At 39.1% G+C, this 17,795-nt stretch carries 16 protein-coding genes and 1 tRNA gene; 3 read left to right on the forward strand and 14 right to left on the reverse strand.

Annotated elements, in window-relative coordinates; translation table 11 throughout:
* Positions 1–130: 130 nt before the first annotated feature.
* From ovoA to L6494_RS17025, 9 genes are all read right to left on the reverse strand, one after another.
* Complete coding sequence (gene ovoA / locus L6494_RS16985) at positions 131–1,462, reverse strand: 5-histidylcysteine sulfoxide synthase (RefSeq protein ID WP_237988883.1); 1,332 nt, start codon at positions 1,460–1,462, stop codon at positions 131–133.
* Between the two features lie 8 nt (positions 1,463–1,470).
* Entirely contained in the window at positions 1,471–2,595 is a 1,125-nt protein-coding gene (locus L6494_RS16990) for a mechanosensitive ion channel family protein (RefSeq protein WP_237988884.1), read from the reverse strand.
* Between the two features lie 236 nt (positions 2,596–2,831).
* Positions 2,832–3,830, reverse strand: coding sequence for an L-histidine N(alpha)-methyltransferase (gene egtD / locus L6494_RS16995; RefSeq protein WP_237988885.1), 999 nt, complete (start codon positions 3,828–3,830; stop codon positions 2,832–2,834).
* 858 nt (positions 3,831–4,688) lie between these two features.
* Positions 4,689–5,894: an RNA-guided endonuclease InsQ/TnpB family protein gene (locus tag L6494_RS17000; RefSeq protein ID WP_237988886.1), complete on the reverse strand. Its 1,206-nt coding sequence runs from the start codon at positions 5,892–5,894 to the stop codon at positions 4,689–4,691.
* 314 nt (positions 5,895–6,208) lie between these two features.
* The gene (locus tag L6494_RS17005; RefSeq protein ID WP_237988887.1) at positions 6,209–6,541 is read right to left on the reverse strand and encodes a tRNA-binding protein; all 333 of its coding nucleotides are present in this window, start codon (positions 6,539–6,541) and stop codon (positions 6,209–6,211) included.
* A 9-nt stretch (positions 6,542–6,550) separates the two neighbouring features.
* On the reverse strand, positions 6,551–7,345 hold the full coding sequence (gene tatC / locus L6494_RS17010; protein WP_237988888.1) for a twin-arginine translocase subunit TatC: 795 nt from the start codon (positions 7,343–7,345) through the stop codon (positions 6,551–6,553).
* 381 nt (positions 7,346–7,726) lie between these two features.
* On the reverse strand, positions 7,727–8,650 hold the full coding sequence (locus L6494_RS17015; protein ID WP_237988802.1) for a transposase: 924 nt from the start codon (positions 8,648–8,650) through the stop codon (positions 7,727–7,729).
* A 78-nt stretch (positions 8,651–8,728) separates the two neighbouring features.
* Complete coding sequence (locus L6494_RS17020) at positions 8,729–9,307, reverse strand: J domain-containing protein (RefSeq protein ID WP_237988889.1); 579 nt, start codon at positions 9,305–9,307, stop codon at positions 8,729–8,731.
* A 33-nt stretch (positions 9,308–9,340) separates the two neighbouring features.
* Positions 9,341–11,050: an IS66 family transposase gene (locus L6494_RS17025; RefSeq protein ID WP_237988702.1), complete on the reverse strand. Its 1,710-nt coding sequence runs from the start codon at positions 11,048–11,050 to the stop codon at positions 9,341–9,343.
* Positions 11,051–11,134: 84 nt separating this feature from the next.
* On the opposite strand from L6494_RS17025, the gene L6494_RS17030 reads away from it, so the two are divergent.
* The 3 genes from L6494_RS17030 to L6494_RS17040 all read left to right on the forward strand — a co-directional run bounded on the left by L6494_RS17030 (position 11,135) and on the right by L6494_RS17040 (position 13,108).
* Positions 11,135–12,232: a tocopherol cyclase family protein gene (locus tag L6494_RS17030; protein ID WP_237988890.1), complete on the forward strand. Its 1,098-nt coding sequence runs from the start codon at positions 11,135–11,137 to the stop codon at positions 12,230–12,232.
* A 33-nt stretch (positions 12,233–12,265) separates the two neighbouring features.
* Positions 12,266–12,339, forward strand: a tRNA-Arg gene (locus tag L6494_RS17035).
* A 262-nt stretch (positions 12,340–12,601) separates the two neighbouring features.
* Positions 12,602–13,108 carry a YdcF family protein gene (locus L6494_RS17040; protein ID WP_237996070.1) on the forward strand — a complete coding sequence of 169 codons (507 nt, stop codon included), beginning with the start codon at positions 12,602–12,604 and terminating at the stop codon, positions 13,106–13,108.
* A 112-nt stretch (positions 13,109–13,220) separates the two neighbouring features.
* On the opposite strand, the gene L6494_RS17045 is transcribed toward L6494_RS17040, so the two are convergent.
* The 5 genes from L6494_RS17045 to L6494_RS17065 all read right to left on the reverse strand — a co-directional run bounded on the left by L6494_RS17045 (position 13,221) and on the right by L6494_RS17065 (position 17,728).
* Positions 13,221–13,514: a DUF2288 domain-containing protein gene (locus L6494_RS17045; protein ID WP_237988891.1), complete on the reverse strand. Its 294-nt coding sequence runs from the start codon at positions 13,512–13,514 to the stop codon at positions 13,221–13,223.
* Positions 13,515–13,592: 78 nt separating this feature from the next.
* Complete coding sequence (locus L6494_RS17050; RefSeq protein ID WP_237988892.1) at positions 13,593–14,630, reverse strand: AI-2E family transporter; 1,038 nt, start codon at positions 14,628–14,630, stop codon at positions 13,593–13,595.
* Between the two features lie 99 nt (positions 14,631–14,729).
* Entirely contained in the window at positions 14,730–15,368 is a 639-nt protein-coding gene (locus L6494_RS17055; RefSeq protein WP_237996071.1) for a lysophospholipid acyltransferase family protein, read from the reverse strand.
* Between the two features lie 391 nt (positions 15,369–15,759).
* Positions 15,760–16,641 (reverse strand): ACP S-malonyltransferase, encoded by an 882-nt coding sequence (fabD, locus tag L6494_RS17060; protein WP_237988893.1) that lies wholly within the window; start codon positions 16,639–16,641, stop codon positions 15,760–15,762.
* Positions 16,642–16,735: 94 nt separating this feature from the next.
* Positions 16,736–17,728 (reverse strand): beta-ketoacyl-ACP synthase 3, encoded by a 993-nt coding sequence (locus L6494_RS17065; RefSeq protein WP_237988894.1) that lies wholly within the window; start codon positions 17,726–17,728, stop codon positions 16,736–16,738.
* Between the last annotated feature and the right edge of the window lie 67 nt (positions 17,729–17,795).

Consider the following 17,795-nt stretch of genomic DNA (forward strand, 5'->3'; position numbering starts at 1 on the left):
GAGACCCCCACTATATCGGTACTCCGATTAGTGGTGGGTGATTGACTAAACCTCTCCTACTTTTAAGCACAATGATTTATTTCGGCTTCCTGATGAGAAAGTGAAACACTAGTAAATTAGTTGCACGGAATTACTGGTTGATGACAATCCTAAAACCAGCGTGCTGATAAAAATTGGGGCGAAACCAGTTGCGGTAATACTTTAAAGCTTCTGTACCGTTAGTGATCCAACATCCACCTAACATCATATTATGTTTGTCATCAAAAAATATAGCAGAATTGTCTTCATAAAGAAAGTGAGGTTTATATCCTGAAAGCGGATTTAAGTTATCACTTAACCATTCCCAAACATTCCCCCGTAAATCGTACAATCCAGAGGGACTTTTGGCGGTTTCTAGCATCCCCACTGGACTAGGTGAGCCAAATCTTAAATTGAGATTATAATTTTCTATATCTTTTATTAAACCGTTACCATAAGTTGCTAAATGGTATTCAGCTTCACTCATTAAACGAGTATTTTTACCTTGCCAACGACAGTAAGCCATTGCTTCATAGTGATTGACTTCTACAGGCCAATCTAGGGGTAAGTCTACCTCATCAAACATGGCTCGATATTTATAATTACCATTTTCAGGTAGCCAAAATTTCGGATGTTTAATGTTGTTTTCAGTTTTCCAGCACCAAGATTCTTCATGCCAATAATCTTGATTTTCGTAGCCTCCAGCCTTGACAAAATAGAGAAAATCAGCATTGGTAATCAGATATTGACTGGCTAAGAAAGGTGCAACTTCAACAGTGCGATCGCCATAATCAATATCCCATCCATAGGTCGAATCATCAAAGGCTTTACCGAGTTTTACTACTCCCCCTCCTACTTCCACCATTTGATTCTGAGAAGTGTAACCATTAGCCGGAGCATATTCCCAATTTTCAGGCCGTTTTAATCTCTCAATTGGCAGTTGGCGAATTAACATCGAAGAAGTTTCAATGTGAATACGTTGGTGTTCTATGCCCATTATTAAAGCCCAAAGGGGATGATTGGGATGAATTGGTAGAGTAATTGGGGTGGTTTTAATAAATTCAGAAATTATGGAATATGCTCGTTCTCGATATTCCCAAGCCTTTGCAACTTCTGGCCATTCCAGATGTGCGATCGCTTGATTTAATTCCTCTGGTTTTTCTGGATCAACACCAATTTCAAACAGTATTTCATAGTCTGAATGAAGGCGTTTTTCTAATAAGCCCACCTGGATTAACTTATTGATGTAAAAAACAGGCGAATGACCCAGATAAAAAATGAGAGGATTTCTGAGAGGGTCGGGGTTAAGATAAAAGGTTTCTTCGCCGACCAGACTTTCCAAAAGTCTATCTTCCAGTCGCCAAGCATTATCAAAGTAATCGAAAATATCTTGGTTATTGCAACTATCAAGTTTTAGCAGTTCAGTAGATTGAATAGTTTTCATTACTTTCCTTAGTTTTTGATAGCATTTCGAGTTTTTTGATAGTTCTCTGGATCTGTTCTTAATTCGATATGCAAAAAATCAATTCCCTCTTGCTCTAAAAGTTCTAGAATAGCCAGATTTAAGTTTTTCTCCGCCTCAAAATAGAGATTGTCATCATTAACAAATGCCATCATTTCAATGATGCGGGCATTATCTTCAATTTTTTTAAACCGTACTATACATGATGGAGAAAAGCCAGTCATAGACTTAGGCATTTCTTGAATAGCATCACAAATTCTGGCAGTTTGCCGTGCGGAAATCCCATCAATTTTCAGAATAACATTAAGTCCCCACTTTAATTCTTTGCCTGGATTTTGTGACCAATTTTCCACAATCCCGCTAATCATTCGGGAGTTGGGCATTTTGATAATAGAACCCCACTTAGTTACATGGAGGGTTGTAGTTCTAAATCCGATATTGAGTATTTGCACAAAACCATCTACTCCTGATACTCCCACCCAGTCACCTTCTCGATAGAGTTTATCGGAATAGATAATAAGTGTACAAAACCAGTCATAAACAATATCTTTCAACAGCAAACCTAAAGTGATACCAGCACCACCTAATAGACCAACTAGTGCAGCCGCCGATTGTCCTAAAAATATCTCACTTATCTTGATTGCCAGTACAATAATTGCTGCTGATTGAAAAATCTTTGGCATCAATGGTCTGAGCAACTCATCAAGCTCAGTTTCAGTATGTAGCACTACATTGGCTATTATCTGACCTAAAATAGAAGAGCTTCGGTAAATAACATAAGCAACTATAAAAATGACTATTAAATTTAGTATCCTACCAATGGTATTGGTCAATTGAGAGCCTAAATTATCTGCCAGAATTTCCTTGATTAACCAAAATCCACCAATCTGAATTATCCAACTTAAAGCAGGCTTGACAACTATTATCAATTCATCATCAAGTGTACTTTTTGTTTTGCTAGTAAATCGCTCAATGCTCTTAATAACGACTCCAACAAAAAACCGCCTCAATATCTGCGTCACTGTCAAGATAAGAATAACAGCTGCAATTTTGGCAATCGGGATGCTGGAGTAGTTGATATTATTTAGTGTGTTCCAAACCGATTCTATGTTCATAATTCTAGTTAAAAGGTAGTGAGATTTTTGTAGTTTCTGTTACAGTAAATGACGAAGCTGGTCTATCCCCAAACTTTGTGGGATCAAAAGATTTGGGGATAAGCTAGAAAGGATCAGGTAAAATATTTCCGTAAATTAACTTGTAGTTATCGTATTTAAGATTACAGTTTAATTTTCGGAAGTGTTATGCGGATTTTCAGTTTTTAGCTATATTTTCATCCATGAAACAATAAGATTTAAGCTTGACAAAGAATCAAGCCAAACCATTCCTTGGAGTCTGTCCAAGTCTTGATGGTCTTCATTCCTTGTACCTCCAATTCTTTTTGGATATTTTCTAAATCAAACTTACGCGAAATTTCGGTGAGAATGCTTTCTCCTGCTTCCAAAAAAACTTTTAAATCTAAAGCTTCTAGAGATACCCAATGGCTCTTTTGGCAATGCAGATACATTTCAATTTGAGCATCCGCTTGATTGTAAATCGCTTGATGAGTGAATGAATCAAGATCAAAATTACCTTGAAACCGCCAATTTAAATGGGAAAGCATATTTAAATTAAAAGCAGCCGTTACTCCTTGATTGTCATTGTAGGCTGCTTCTAAAATATCTTTGGGTTTTTGTAAATCAATCCCAAGTAAAAAGTAATCACCTGGGTTTAGAGTCTGCGAAACTTGCTGCAAGAAATACTCTGAATCTTGTGGGGTAAAATTTCCCATCGAACTTCCCAGAAAGAAAATCATCCGCGATGGCGTTCCCCCCAGGGTAGATGATTGTGAAGCCGTAGATGCTAGCATTGCTAATGCTTGTTCATAAGTTCCTACTAAACCCTCAACAGACAAACCAGGATATTTTTTTTGTAGTTTTAGCACACTGGCTTTGAGGATTCCGCCACTGACATCAACAGGTACATATCTACATAAACTGGACTTATTTTGGTAAGCATCTAAAAGTAACAGAGTTTTAGTAGAACTCCCACTACCTAATTCTATAAGTTCACATTTATCTGTGATCTGGGCAATTTCATCGGCAAACTGGCTTAAAATCCATGCTTCTGTTCTTGTAGGATAATATTCTGGTAATTCACAAATTTGTTCAAATAATTCCGATCCGCGATCATCATAAAAATATTTGGGTGGTAAATTCTTTGGTGTTTGTTTTAATCCTTGAATTACATCATCACCATCATTTTTGAAATATTGATGATGCTCGGCAATAATTGTTAAAGACTTTGTTCTCATTATGAAATTGCCTAAATCAGTGGACTGGACTTCAATAATAATATAAAAATTCCCACCTAAAACTTTGTAAATAATATCAATTTATGAAAGATTAATATATTCTTTATTTTATGAATCTTTTTATGTAAAAACATTTTTCTTGACAGTACATTCAGCTATCATGACAACGATATCTTACTTATTATTTTTGGAATTTACTGTACTCTTAATAATTTTTAATAAATTAGTTTTCAACCAATCAATTTATGTGTATGAAAAAAATAGTATGGATATATATCCACACTTAAAAGATTTTTAGGCTCTTTTTTTATTAAGAACTTAACTCTATTGAATCATTAACATTTTTTAGCGATTTAGCGATCGCCTAATATATAAACTTGTAGGGAAACACGAGCAAGGTCGTTACACACGAAACTTGAAACAACAAATAGACAGCCTAATTTAAAGCGGACTTGTTACATTTTCTGCATCAGTAACGCTAGATAGGTATCTGCGAAACTAGAAATCTAAATTATAGATATACTACGCAGTCCATTTTAGCCGCAAATTTATGTATTAACTACTACACAAAGCAATTATACAGTTATTTGATCAAAGCGAGGATATAAAAATTTCAACTTTTACGTGTTTAAATCATGAGAAACACTAAGAACCATTAAGAAAGATTAAGCAATGTAATAGTTGAAGCGCATAAGAGGATGTTTGAAAAGTTGTCATTTGTATAAAAAATTATCCTGAAAAATCTGAAACCTATGTATATACTTAGATGTTTTTTACGCTTCCTTCTCTTTAGAGCTATAGAACAAACCTTTTCAAACAATCTTTAATATCGCTATGTGATTTTTGACACTCCCCGGTCTAAAGACACGGGGATTCTACTTTCACCCTAGTCACTTGCTCAACCAGGGTTTCCCCAAGTAAAGTAGAGGTTACTAGTCCAGTAGCGTTACTTTCGGTCTGCCCGGCCGTAGCTTTTGCAAGATTCAGAATATTTTTAGCAGCGTTAACATCTCTTTGCATCTCACATCCACAACTACATTTATGGGTACGAGTTGAAAGAGCTTTTTTAACAATTGCGCCACAATCACTACATTTTTGAGATGTCATTCTAGGATTGACAGCAACAGCTTTACTGTTAAACTTACCTGCAAAATATTCTAACCAGCGACGAAAAAATCCCCAGCTAACATCATTAATTGATTTAGCAAGACAATGATTTTTTACCATGTTCTTTACTCTTAAATCTTCGTAGACCACTAAGGCGTTAGCCTTGCATACGTTACGCGCAATTCTCTTTGCGTGTTCACTCCGTTGTCTACTTACTTTTAAGTGCTTCCGAGCATATCTCTGTCTAGCTTTCCGTCGTTGGTTTTTACCTTTCTCCTTTTTATATATTTGACGTTGAGAGTGCTTAATTGCTTTTTCGGCTTTCCTTAGAAATCTAGGATTAGGTTCATGATACCCATTGGAATCAGAGTAGAAATACTCTAAACCAACATCTAAGCCCACTTCACCATCAGCAATTCTTGACTCACTTAATGGTTCAGTTTTAATTGCAAATTGGCAATAGTAACCATCAGCTTTCTTGACTAGCCTTACCCGTTTAATTGACTTAACTGGGTAAGTGTGAATATCCCATTTACCAAGTAATTTGACCTCACCAATACCTTTTTTATCAGTGAAAGTAATGCGTCGTCTGGTGGGGTGTAGTGACCATCCCGAAGTTTTATACTCAACTGAACGGTTATCTTTTTGAAAGCGTGGATATCCTTTCTTGCCTGGAGTCTTTGATTTGCAATTACTGTAAAACCTGTCAATAGCCGACCAAGCTCTTTCGGTTGCAGATTGGCAAGCCATTGAATTGAGTTGTTCTACAAATTTAAACTCTTTCCGTAGTGCTGTTGAGTAGTTATTAAGAGCGACTTTATTGATGTTCGCTTCTCTTGGTGCATCCATCCAGTAACGAATAGCTTTATTCCTAATGAACTGCGTGGTTCTAATAGCTTCATCTATGGCTTGATACTGTAACTTTGTGCTTTTTATTTTGTACTCTAATACCAGCACTACTTAATCACCTCCTTGATGTACTGAATTTCTTATATGGTATCATGAATGTACAAACAATGTTGAACATTTATGAAAACTAAAAGATTAGGATTTCGTTTGTCGGAACGCAGGTATCATAAGCTTTTGTTAATATCCGTCGAGCAAGATAGAACTATGTCTAGCCTTGTTGAAGAATGGATAGATTCTTTGCCAGAACCCAAAAAGCCAAAGGTCACTGAGGGCTAAAGCCAATAAGCGTGGTTTTCATCCCCTGTCTAAAGCACTTTGGACGCAACTACGTTGCTATTTCTCAGGGGTTTTCAACCTACCCTTTATAAAATTCTTTTACCCAAAGGTACATCTCTATCTGGTTGAATTAAAGCAACTTCACCGTCATCCAGAACTATACCCAATACCAAAACTTCAGACATGAAATCAGCTATTTGACGAGGCGGAAAGTTTGTCACAGCTAATATAAATTGGTTGATAATATCCTCTGGCTGATATAGTTTGGTAATTTGCGCGCTAGATTTTTTTATACCCAAATCACCAAAATCTATCCACAGTTTATAAGCTGGTTTTCGGGCTTTAGTAAATGCCTCTACTTGAATAACTTTACCAACATGAATTTCGACTTTCGCAAAGTCTTCATAGCTGATTTGCATGACTGATCGCTATTTACCAGAGAGTTTGACTAAACCAATACCACCAAAATAAAGACCTAAAACAGCACCAGCCAAAAGACTTTGGGTGAGAGGGTCTGTAGAAGGCGTGAGGACAGCACCTAAAATTACTCCCCCCAGAATCACCGATCGCCAACCAGCTAGCATAGTTGCAGAAGAGACAATTCCCAGATTAGCCAGTAACAGTTGGATAATCGGCACTTGGAATGCTAACCCGGTACTGAACATTAATAACAGTACAAATTCAAAATACTTGTCAATTGACCAAATTTGTTCGACTACATCCGCACCGTAGCTGATAAAGAAGTTTAAAGCGGCGGGAATGAGCAGCGAATAAGCAAATACTAAACCAGCACCAAATAACACACTCGACCCTAAAACTATCGGCCCCAGTAATCGACGTTCACGGCGAGTCAGTCCCGGCAGAATAAACTGGATAACTTGATAAAGTATGAAGGGACTAGAGATGACTATGCCACTGTAGGCGGCAACTTTGATAGAGACAAAGAAATATTCTCCAGGTGCAAGTTGCAGAAATTTAACTCCCTTGGCTGGAACTTCGAGTAGCTGGACAATTGGTTTCACAGCTAGAAAACAACCGACAACTCCTACAGCTACAGCAATCAGGGCATAAAAAATCCGTTGTCGTAACTCTTCTAGGTGGTCGAAAAGAGACATTTCAACCTCATCAGGCAACTCATCTATAGGATGAGGTTCAGAGTTGCCATATCCCTCAGTATCGATGTCAGGAGTGTTTACGGTATCTAGTTCTTGTGAAGGTGTCATGAGTCAGGTGGTAGGCAACATTTGCTAACTATTCTATCTGGCGAAGCCAATAATTAGAAGGCAGAGGAGCAGAAGAGCAGGGGAGCAGGGAGCAGGGGAGTAGGGAGCAGGGGGTAGGGAGCAGGGAGCAGGGAGCAGGGAGCAGGGAGCAGGGAGCAGGGAGCAGGGAGCAGGGGAGCGGGGAAGACAAGGGGGAATTTACTCATTACTCATTACTCATGACTCATTAGACATCTCCGAAAACAGTCAAAGCCTTTGTTTGGCTAGGCTGTAGCCACTAAATGCAATCATCTTAAATTAGCTATTCTGTACGATGAAATAAGACTTTGAGATATTTGCTGTTGATAATTAGGCAAAAATATCTAGTTATATGCGATAATTTTAACCTGATGATATAGCTGATATTTCTAATGGTAATATTAGCCCTCGAATCCGTAACCTTACTAGCCCACAAATCGTCAAAATTACTTGCTTATATTTGCGGGTATTTAACCTAAATCTCTCTTGGACAACTCGAAAGATTTTGACTGACCGTATTCGATGTTCAACAAAGATTCGTTTAGATGAAAATATTTTGTTCTGTTCTTTCTGTTCAGTTGTTAGTTCTTGATTTCTTGGTTTCTTAATTGGAGTTGTAATTAAATCTTCTCCAAGATATGCCTTATCTCCTTTAAATCTTTGTTTGGCATCAAACTCTGAACGATATTCTCGGAACAAAGTTATATCGCTTTTTGGACCAGGTTCACCTGCCACAACATCAACGATATCACTAGCATCAGGTAAAATAATCATTTGAGTTTTAAATGTATGATTACTCTTCTTACCTGAAAAATATTTCTTTTGTTCATCATTGTCTCTAGGTCTTTCTCTGACTTGTTCATAGCTATCTACTATTAATTCATATTCTGTGAGCATTTCTTTTACTACTTCATAGTCAGAAGCGTTTTTTTTTACTTGTTCAAGCAAACTTGATGGCAGTAATTCTCGCAAGTTAGGCAACCAATAGTTAAACGTATCGTTGGCTGTAGACTCACTTACTTCAAACTGAATACCTAGAAGTTGAAAGGTTGTCAGATGTCGGAGATACACTAAAGTTAAAATGATTTGTTCAGAAATAGATAATTTTGGTTTCCGACCTCCTCCACCAGCAATAATTCTCACTTTCTTAGATTCCAGTAAAGCTTTTTTTTCATGATATAATCTTTCCCCATTTATGATTAATTGTTGTAACTGTTCATATTCCAGACCTATTAACCTTTGGGTTTGTTTAGGATTCTCTTCAATGTAATTCAGTATATTGCTCATGCTTCTGTGTCAAAATAACGCTTTAATGTTCTTTTATCACAGAATAATACTATTTTGGAGATGTCTATTACTCATTACTCAACGCCATCTCAGTAATTTCTTGAGTTTTTGACACCATTTAGCTACCAAAGATGGACGCTGAGATTTATACTTGACCCGTGAAAAAGAAGTGACTGTGGGGATCTTACCTTCTAACTGTGCGGCTTTATTTAAATCTGATGCGGCTCTGTATTCGTAGCCTAGTTGAGAGCAAACGAATCCACGATATTTATAAGCTTCAATATAGCGGGGGTTGAGGCGAATTGCTTGGGTGAAGTAGGCGATCGCTTCTTGATATTCTCCTTGTCCTACGCTCTCTACACCATAGTTATAGAAACTTTCTGCATCAAAGCGATTGACTGATATGTTGGGGGAATGTTTGGGTGAAGGTGCAGCAGGCGTTGTCACAGTGGGACTTTCTGACTTGAGCAGATTGTACGCAGCGTTGATTTGTTTAATTTTGGCCTCTGCTTGCTCTTTTTGCTGTGGATGAATAAAGCGATCGGGATGCCAAATTTTTACCAATTGGCGATAAGCTCGTTTGATCTCTACCTGCGATACACCAGGTTTTAGCCCTAGAATTTCATAAGCATGATTAATATCAAGACAATCGCGCATAAAGAGAAAGAGAAGTAGATAAATCGTATCCCCTCAATATTCCGGGGTAAGGAGTTCTTCAGTCATCAATGAAAAACCAAAAGGATTGAGAGCAGATTTTTCCTGAATAATAGTTGCTAAAGAAGGAATATTCCCAACCTGAGAAATCCGGTCACGGATATACTCAAAAAAGCTAATTCCCAACTTACGAGTAGTAGCAACAAGAGACATAAAAGTATCCCAAGCCTGAGTACCTTCTAGAGTTTGAGTGGCATAACTAATATTACGCCGTTGCACCATTGTCCTAGCAGCTAACTCCGCCGGATTATTATGCAAAGGTAATTCAGGATGCTCTAAGACTAAAAGCAACTCCGAAATTTTCAGCAGCGTTAATTGTTTTCGCTCATCCAACTGTTGATAACCGGTTTGAGTATCGAAAAGTTTCCAAAACTCAGACCGGAGTTTTTCTGCCATCTGTTGACTGGGTGCATCTTTGTAAGCCAGCAAGTCTCGGTAGTAATCCCAGAAATCATCCAGGAATTTATCAAGAGCTTTTTGGTGACAAGCAACATAAGGGGTCAACTTTTTGTAATGTCGTCCTTCATGCACCCAACACAAAGCGATATTATCAGTCAGTAATTTGAACTGAGGAGCATCATCACAAACGAGAGTTTGCACCACTGGCCAATCAGTTTGTTGATGATAAAAAGCAATCGCTGCTGCTTCTATAATCCGAGTCCGGTGTTGAGAACCTAGTTTGGGTAGATATGTATCAAGTAGAGTATTAAACTCTGCTTCACTCAACACAGTTTCTTGAGGTAATAGTTTAAGAGCATTTTTCCATTTAGTCGGGATTTGGAAAGTCTCCACTAAATTGTCTGTAAGTTGATTGAGAATCAACTCCAGTTCTGTGGCATTTTGCAATACTTTTACTACACTCAATCTGTCTTTTTTGGCAGTGGTCAGGTAGATTGTATAGAAAGGGTTGCAGACTACATTAGTGGTATAGTTCACCCCACCCACCCGCGCACCAGTTTGGTCGAAGTTTTGCCAAGGACTGCTCTCTAGTCCCGACGCATATACTTCATCTTTCTCGCTTTCAAAATCAGTGTGGTTTTTAATCAGTAGGTTCGATAAATATCCGGCTGATATGGATATCCCAATATCTTCTAAAAACTCTAATAATTTGCCTTGGGTCATGTTGCCCCCATAGTATAGGCTCATCACCAAAGCTTTTATTCCCGGACCGAATTCTCCTTCGTAACCGCAAGGCAGTTCTGCTAAATAGGTTTTTCCCACTGAAGGTGAGTAGTATTTCTCTTTACGGAATAATACGTTGTCCGTTCCCAAGGTGATGTCTTGGATGATTACTTCTTGATAGCCTTTAAACTCTGCGTCTGCTGGCAGTTTGTCCTGGGGATATTCCAATATTTGTTCTCTATTTATTTTAACTGTCGCTTTCTTACTGCCTTTGTTGTGCTTTTTTAGAGTCTGTCGTTCTTTTTCTGATGAGTGATTGTTGGCAAATCCTTTCTTGCTGCTTTTGATGTCTGGTTGACCTTTTTCTCCTTTCAGGCGGTTGTTTTCATCTTTTAACTGTTGATTTTCATCTCGTAATTCTTTGACTTCTGCTTGCAATTGCTCTATTAGGTTCAGTAATATTTCTACTGTCCGACGCATTGATTCATCTGCAATTCCTTTTGGCTCGATGGTTTGCAGTATCTCTTCTCCCAATTTTTTACTCGAATCTAGCTTTTGCGTCATGTGTCATATTTTATGATATTGCTTGTCCCTCGCTGACTTTATTTTTTCTACTACCCCTACTTATTGAGCCGATACGATAAATCTATGTTAACTATTCCAGTCAATCCTCTCCAATCTACTCAAACACCTCACAGTGGATACCATTGGGACGGGAGTAGTCGCCGCTTTTTTGAAGGCTGGTATTACCGCGTCACTTTACCGGATTGTGGTCAGACTTTTGCTTTTATGTATTCCATTGAAGACCCCATTGGCGGTCAACCCTACAGTGGCGGTGCGGCGCAAGTCCTGGGTGTGAATGATGAATATCTCTGTCGGATTTTTCCTGATGTGACTAAATTCTGGGCTAGTCGAGATGTTTTGGCTTTGGGTCATTGGGGTAAAACTAACCTCAATAGCCAACCCCTCTACCTCTTACCATCAGAGTTTGCACAGTATGTCCAAGAAGGTTATCAAGCGACTGCGAATTTAAACCAGGGATTTATTCAAGATCCGGCGACTGGTTTTTATTGTCGTTGGGAATATGAAATTAAGCCTGTATATGGCTGGGGAAATCAAAATAGTATTCAACAATCTACTGCTGGCTGGCTGTCGTTTTTACAGATTTTTGAACCGGGATGGCAGATTTTAATGGCTCATGGTTTGGCTAGTGGTTGGATTGATTGGAATGGCAAAATTTATCAATTTCAGAATGCGCCAGCCTATGGGGAAAAAAATTGGGGTGGTGCTTTTCCCCAAAAATGGTTTTGGTTGAATTGTAATAGCTTTGATGGTGAACCTGATTTGGCATTAACGGCTGGGGGTGGTAAGCGGGGTGTGTTGTGGTGGATGGAGTCTGTAGCAATGATTGGGTTGCATTATCAAGGCCAGTTTTACGAATTTGTCCCCTGGAATGCCAAAGTAGAGTGGAATATTCAACCCTGGGGTAGATGGCAAATGAAAGCAAAAAACCTAGATTATGAAATTGAATTAACGGGAACTACGCATCTACCCGGTACACCCCTACGTGCGCCGACAACAAACGGGTTACAATTTTGTTGTCAGGACACAATGCAAGGAAAGCTGAGTTTAGAGTTACGACAAATCAGGGGTACATCCCCTCTAGTCATTCTTAACGCAGACAGCTATCTTTGTGGGTTAGAAATTGGCGGCGGCTCTTGGAACAATTTTTGGCAGTCCACCTAAAACTACTGCTATCATAGTATATGCTCCGTAGTTGGGGCTGTAGCTCAGTTGGATAGAGCGAGCGCCTCCTAAGCGCTAGGTCGCCGGTTCGAGCCTGGCCAGTCCCGTTGTCAAAAACTCATTACATCAAGTTAGCGATCGCAATTCCTATCTCTGGAATGGTTGCTAACTATTGTTCATCTATAGTTAATACGCACCTAACTGCGTATTAACATAAGCGGTCAAGATATGTTTGGGTGAGTTTACCAATATTCTTATTTTTCTGAATCTATAGACACAATCATCAGCCGAAGTTTTAGAGCCTTGAAGAATAATCTATTGTTTAGAGGTAAGTTATTTCAATTTGCAGTGCTTGTTCTACCCATATTAATGTGGTTGGGATATCAGGAAGCACAGAATAATAGCAAACAACCCGAAGCAGTCATTGTTTTAGGTGGCTCAACCAAGAACCTAGAAAGAGAAAAATTTACTGCTCAATTTGCTCGCAAGTATCCAAATTTACCAATACTGATTTCTGGTGGTAGTCCACCTGTCTCTACCAAGCGGGTTTTTGCTAAGGCTGGTATTAATCCTCAACGTTTACATTTAGACTATGAGGCAGTAGACACTGTTACAAATTTTACTACATTGGTAGATGATTTACAAGCACGTAAAATTAAGAATGTTTATTTAGTCACTTCAGATTTCCATATGCGCCGCGCCTGTATAATCGGTGAGATCATTTTGGGTAGTCGGGGAATTCACTTTAAAGCAATATCCGTACCTTCCCAAACACCACCTGAACCCATTGAAAAATCTATTCGTGATGGAGTTAGATCGTTAATTTGGGTAGCGACTGGTTACACAGGCGCGGAGGAAGTTAAACATCGGCGGTGAGAAATACGGGATTACTCAAAACTCAGCACTCAAAACTCAGCACTCATTACTCATTACTCATTACTCATTACTCATTACTCAGCACTCAGCACTCATTACTCCTAAATTTTGCTCAAGCTGCGATTTCTTGTACGAGAACGTAAGGCTGGATAATTAGGGTGTTAAATCGCTTTTCGCGATCGCAATTCCATTTTCCCACTTGAGTTACTGAAGGCTTTGTGATTAATTGACCCTCAATCCATTGTTGGACAGATGAGGTATTATCAGTTGCGATCGCTTCGCCTACATCTAGCAAATCTAAGTCCATCGACACCAAAATTACCGCTTCTCTTTGGACATGGGGAATCAGCCATTCCCACTCTGCTTGATCTAAGATTTCTGATAAATCCTTTCTTATGTCTGGCATGATTGGCTGTGTTTCGCGTGTATATGTTGATTTTACAGTAATTGGGAATTAAGACGACTAATGAATAATGACTAATAACTAAACTTCTGACTTCATAGCATTAATTTCAAACAAAGATACAATTATTCCAGTAATTGGGATTGATAGAAAAATTCCCAATAATCCTGCAACTCTCGCACCTATTAACAGAGCAAAGAATACCACTACCGGATTAAGATTTAATGCTCCTTGCATGACGCGAGGGGCGATTAAATTATCTTGAATTTGCTGGAGAATTATGCAAGCTATTAATACTTTTAATCCCAACCACACATCTTGAGATAACACAATCAAAGTAATTATGCTAACTCCTAACGTTGCTCCTATACCTGGAATAATGTCAAGTATCCCTATTATCAAAGAGAGAAGTAAAGCAAAAGGTACATTAAATAATATAAAGACAATGAAACTGGCACTAGTTAGAAATAACGTTAATATTAACTGACCTCGAAAGAAGCCTAGAAAATTTCTGCGAAGAACATTTGTAAACTTACCACGATGCTGATTTGGTAAAAATTTTAGAATAAAATACCACAATTTTTCACCATCTAGCAACATAAAAAAAGCTACGACAGCAATTATGATAAAAGTGACAAAATTAGTTAATAACTGTTGTAATATAGTCAAACTTGTGACTAAGGTTGATATTGCTTGATTTCGTAATTGTTCTTGAATTATGCTTAAATCTATTTGCAAATTACGATTACGCAAAATTTCTTCAATTCTTTCTAAAAAAGGCAACAAAGAAGTTAAAAAATTAGAGATACTATCTATTAATTGTTGTCCTTGAGATACAACAGCTACACCAATTGTAATTAATAGCCCACTAAGAAATATAATGCTAATTAAAAAAACTATAATAACTGCTATACCGTGGGGTAAAAAATTCTGCAACCACTTTACCGGATAGCTGAGTAAAAAAGCTAAAATCGCGGCAAACGTAAAAATTACAATTACTGTTTGAAAGTATGCTAAAAGCTGTACTAAAACCCAACCAGCAGCAACTAATAGCAAAAAGCGAACTATTAACGAATTATTCAGACGATGCCATAAATTTTTGGCTTCAAAGCCACTCATAATATTTAATATTATTTAATTTCTGGATATTGAGTTTTAATGTACAAAAATTAAGTGGCGATCGCCACTTTCTGAGAGCATAGGTTCTAAATATTTTTCTCAACGCCCTAAATCGTGCATTTGGTTAATGACGGCGGTACATTTTTGTGTTATGCGTTCCAACTCTTCTTTATTGGTAGAACTGGGGGTATCAATTAAATTACCAATTCTGACCGTCAGGGGAACTGCACGCGGTAAAGATGAGCCTGGTTGTAAAATCTTCTCCGAACCCCACAAACATACAGGTAATATGGGGGCTTTTGCCTTAGCAGCTAACAGTGCTGCGCCGCGTTTAGGGTCGCTAATTCGACCATCGGGTGTACGAGTTCCTTCTAAGAATACGCCAACAGCCCAGCCATTTTCCAAATATTCTAGAGCTGCGCGGATAGCATTGCGATCGGCACTTCCGCGACTGACTGGGTAAGCACCATACAATTTAATAGCTTGTGCCAAAACTGGGACATCAAATAATTCTTCTTTAGCCATGTATGCTACTGGACGCGCAACACAATTGGAGACAATTGGCGGGTCAAAGTAACTAGCATGATTACTTACAACAACTACAGGCCCAGATTGAGGAACATTTTCCACCCCATAAATCCGTCCCCGAAAGTAAGCATGAAGCATCGGACTGACTACCGACCACTTGAAAGCATGGTAAAGAGCTAGACTAATAAACGGTTCACGAGTTCGAGACATAGGGGATTGGGTACTGGGGATTGGGGACTGGGGATTGGGTACTGGGGATTGGGTACTGGGGATTGGGGACTGGGGATTGGGCATGAATCAATTCAAAATTGAAAATTAAAAATTCAAAATGAACATACCATTTCAAACGAGCAAAAGCCTTGATATACGAAACTTTTGACTTTTGACTTTTGACTTTTGACTCCCGCGTAGCGGTACTAGTCCCCAGTCCCTAATCCCTAATCACTAGTACAGATCGGCGGAAATAAACAGACCATTCCAAATCAATGAAACGCTTACGCTGTATTCATTTTGAATTTTGTAGCTTGCTTCTCTAACGAGACGCTACCGCGAACCCGATAGGGTATTTTGAATTTTGAATTTTGAATTCCGCCTTGCGGTACTAGTTTGGTAATTCAGCCGCGTTACGGACGTTTTCTAAGATTAAATCAGTTGTGGTGCGATTAATCAAACCAGTTAGGACGTTACCGGGGCCGATTTCGACTACTTTTTCAATATTGTTGACTGGTAGTTGTAAAGCGATTTCTCGCCAGCGTACTGAACTTGTCATTTGTTGGCTGAGGCGTTGCTTTAAAATTGTGGCATCAACGCTGGGTAATGGCTCAACATTAGATAAAACTGGTACTGTCGCTGATTGAAATTCTACAGCGTCGAGAATTTTTTGAAACTCATCTGCTACATTTGCCATTAAATGTGAGTGAAATGCTCCCGAAACTTTCAGGGGGATGGCGCGTTTAGCTTTAACTAGAGAAATGACTGTTTGTACTGCCTCTGTAGTGCCGGAAATGACTACCTGTGCTGGACTGTTATCATTTGCTAACACTACATCAGGCGTTTCGGCAATAACTTTTTCTAATTGTTCGCGGTCAAACTTCATCAAAGCTACCATCATTCCACCTTCGGCACTATCCATCAGTTCGGCGCGTCGCTTGACTAGCTCTAATCCGGCTGACCACTCAAACACACCCGCAACGTAAAGGGCAATGTATTCTCCCAAACTGTGCCCAGCAACTAAATCTGGCTCGTGTCCTTTTTCCCGGATGAGGTCAGCTAGGATACTTTCTAATACATAAAGACAAGGCTGAGTGTAGAGTGTCTTTGATAACTTTTCTTCTTCGTTTTGGCAGATGTCTGTCACAGACCAGCCTAAGATTGCCTCAGCTTGGTCAAACTTGGCTTTAGCCATTGGTATATCTAATAAGTCTGTCCCCATTCCTAGTGTTTGAGAACCTTGTCCGGGAAACACCCATGCAGTTTTAGTCATTGGTCAATCGCTTCGCTCAAATTCAAAATTAAAAATTCAAAATTCAAAATGAAGAATCCAATTTTTGAATTTTGCATTTTGAATTTTGAACTGTTTACTTACCCCATTGGAAAATTGCTGCCCCCCAGGTTAAACCTGCTCCAAAGCCGGATGCAGCAATTATGTCATTAGTTTTTATTTTACCTTCCCGCACGGCTTCATCTAAAGCAATGGGGATGGAGGCGGCGGAGGTATTACCGTAATTAGCCAAATTACTGATTACTTTGTGGTCAGGAATATTCAGCCGTTGGGCAACGGTATCAAGGATACGTTGATTGGCTTGATGTAGTAACAGCCAATCTATTTGGTCAACAGTGAGGTTAGCGGCGAATAATGCTTTATCAATGATTTCTGGCACTTTTTGGGCGGCAAAACGGTAAACTTCTTTACCATTCATCGTGATGGGTTGATAAGTGCCTTGAGTAACATTTACGCCGGGGATGATTTCTTGGGGAGTACCTTGATAAGCCAAGTTGAGGTAGTGGTTTTGAGTACCGTCACTTTTGAGGGCAAATCCTAATAGGCGATCGCTATCATTGGCTTGCATAACAACTGCCCCTGCCCCATCACCAAACAATACGCAAGTGCGCCTATCTTGCCAATCTACCCAACGAGAGAGGATATCTGCCCCGATTAAGAGTACATTCCGATATGCGCCTGTTCTAATATATTGGGCGGCTGTGACTAGCCCAAAGACAAAGCCAGAGCAAGCTGCTGTCAGGTCAAAAGCTACTGCTTGGGTTGCACCTAACGCAGCTTGAATTTTACAGGCACTACCAAATAAGTCCTCTGGGGTGGAAGTTGCCAGCAATATTAAATCTAAATCACCTGGTGTAATTCCCGCCGAGGCGATCGCTTGAATGCTTGCAGCAGTAGCCAGACTACTTAAGGAATCTGTGGAATTTGCTAAACGTCGCTGTCTAATTCCTGTTCTGGTAGTAATCCACTCATCTGATGTTTCCACCAGTTGGGTGAGTTCTTGATTGTGAAGGGAAGTTGCTGGTACTGCCGAACCACTTCCTATTATTGCTATACCTAAGTTTTGCACTCCTATTCTCCCAAGCTATCAGCTTTTAGTCATTAGTCATCAGTCATTAGTCATTAGTCTGATGCTG

It is taken from the genome of Nostoc sp. UHCC 0870 (genome assembly GCF_022063185.1).
GTDB lineage: Bacteria > Cyanobacteriota > Cyanobacteriia > Cyanobacteriales > Nostocaceae > Trichormus.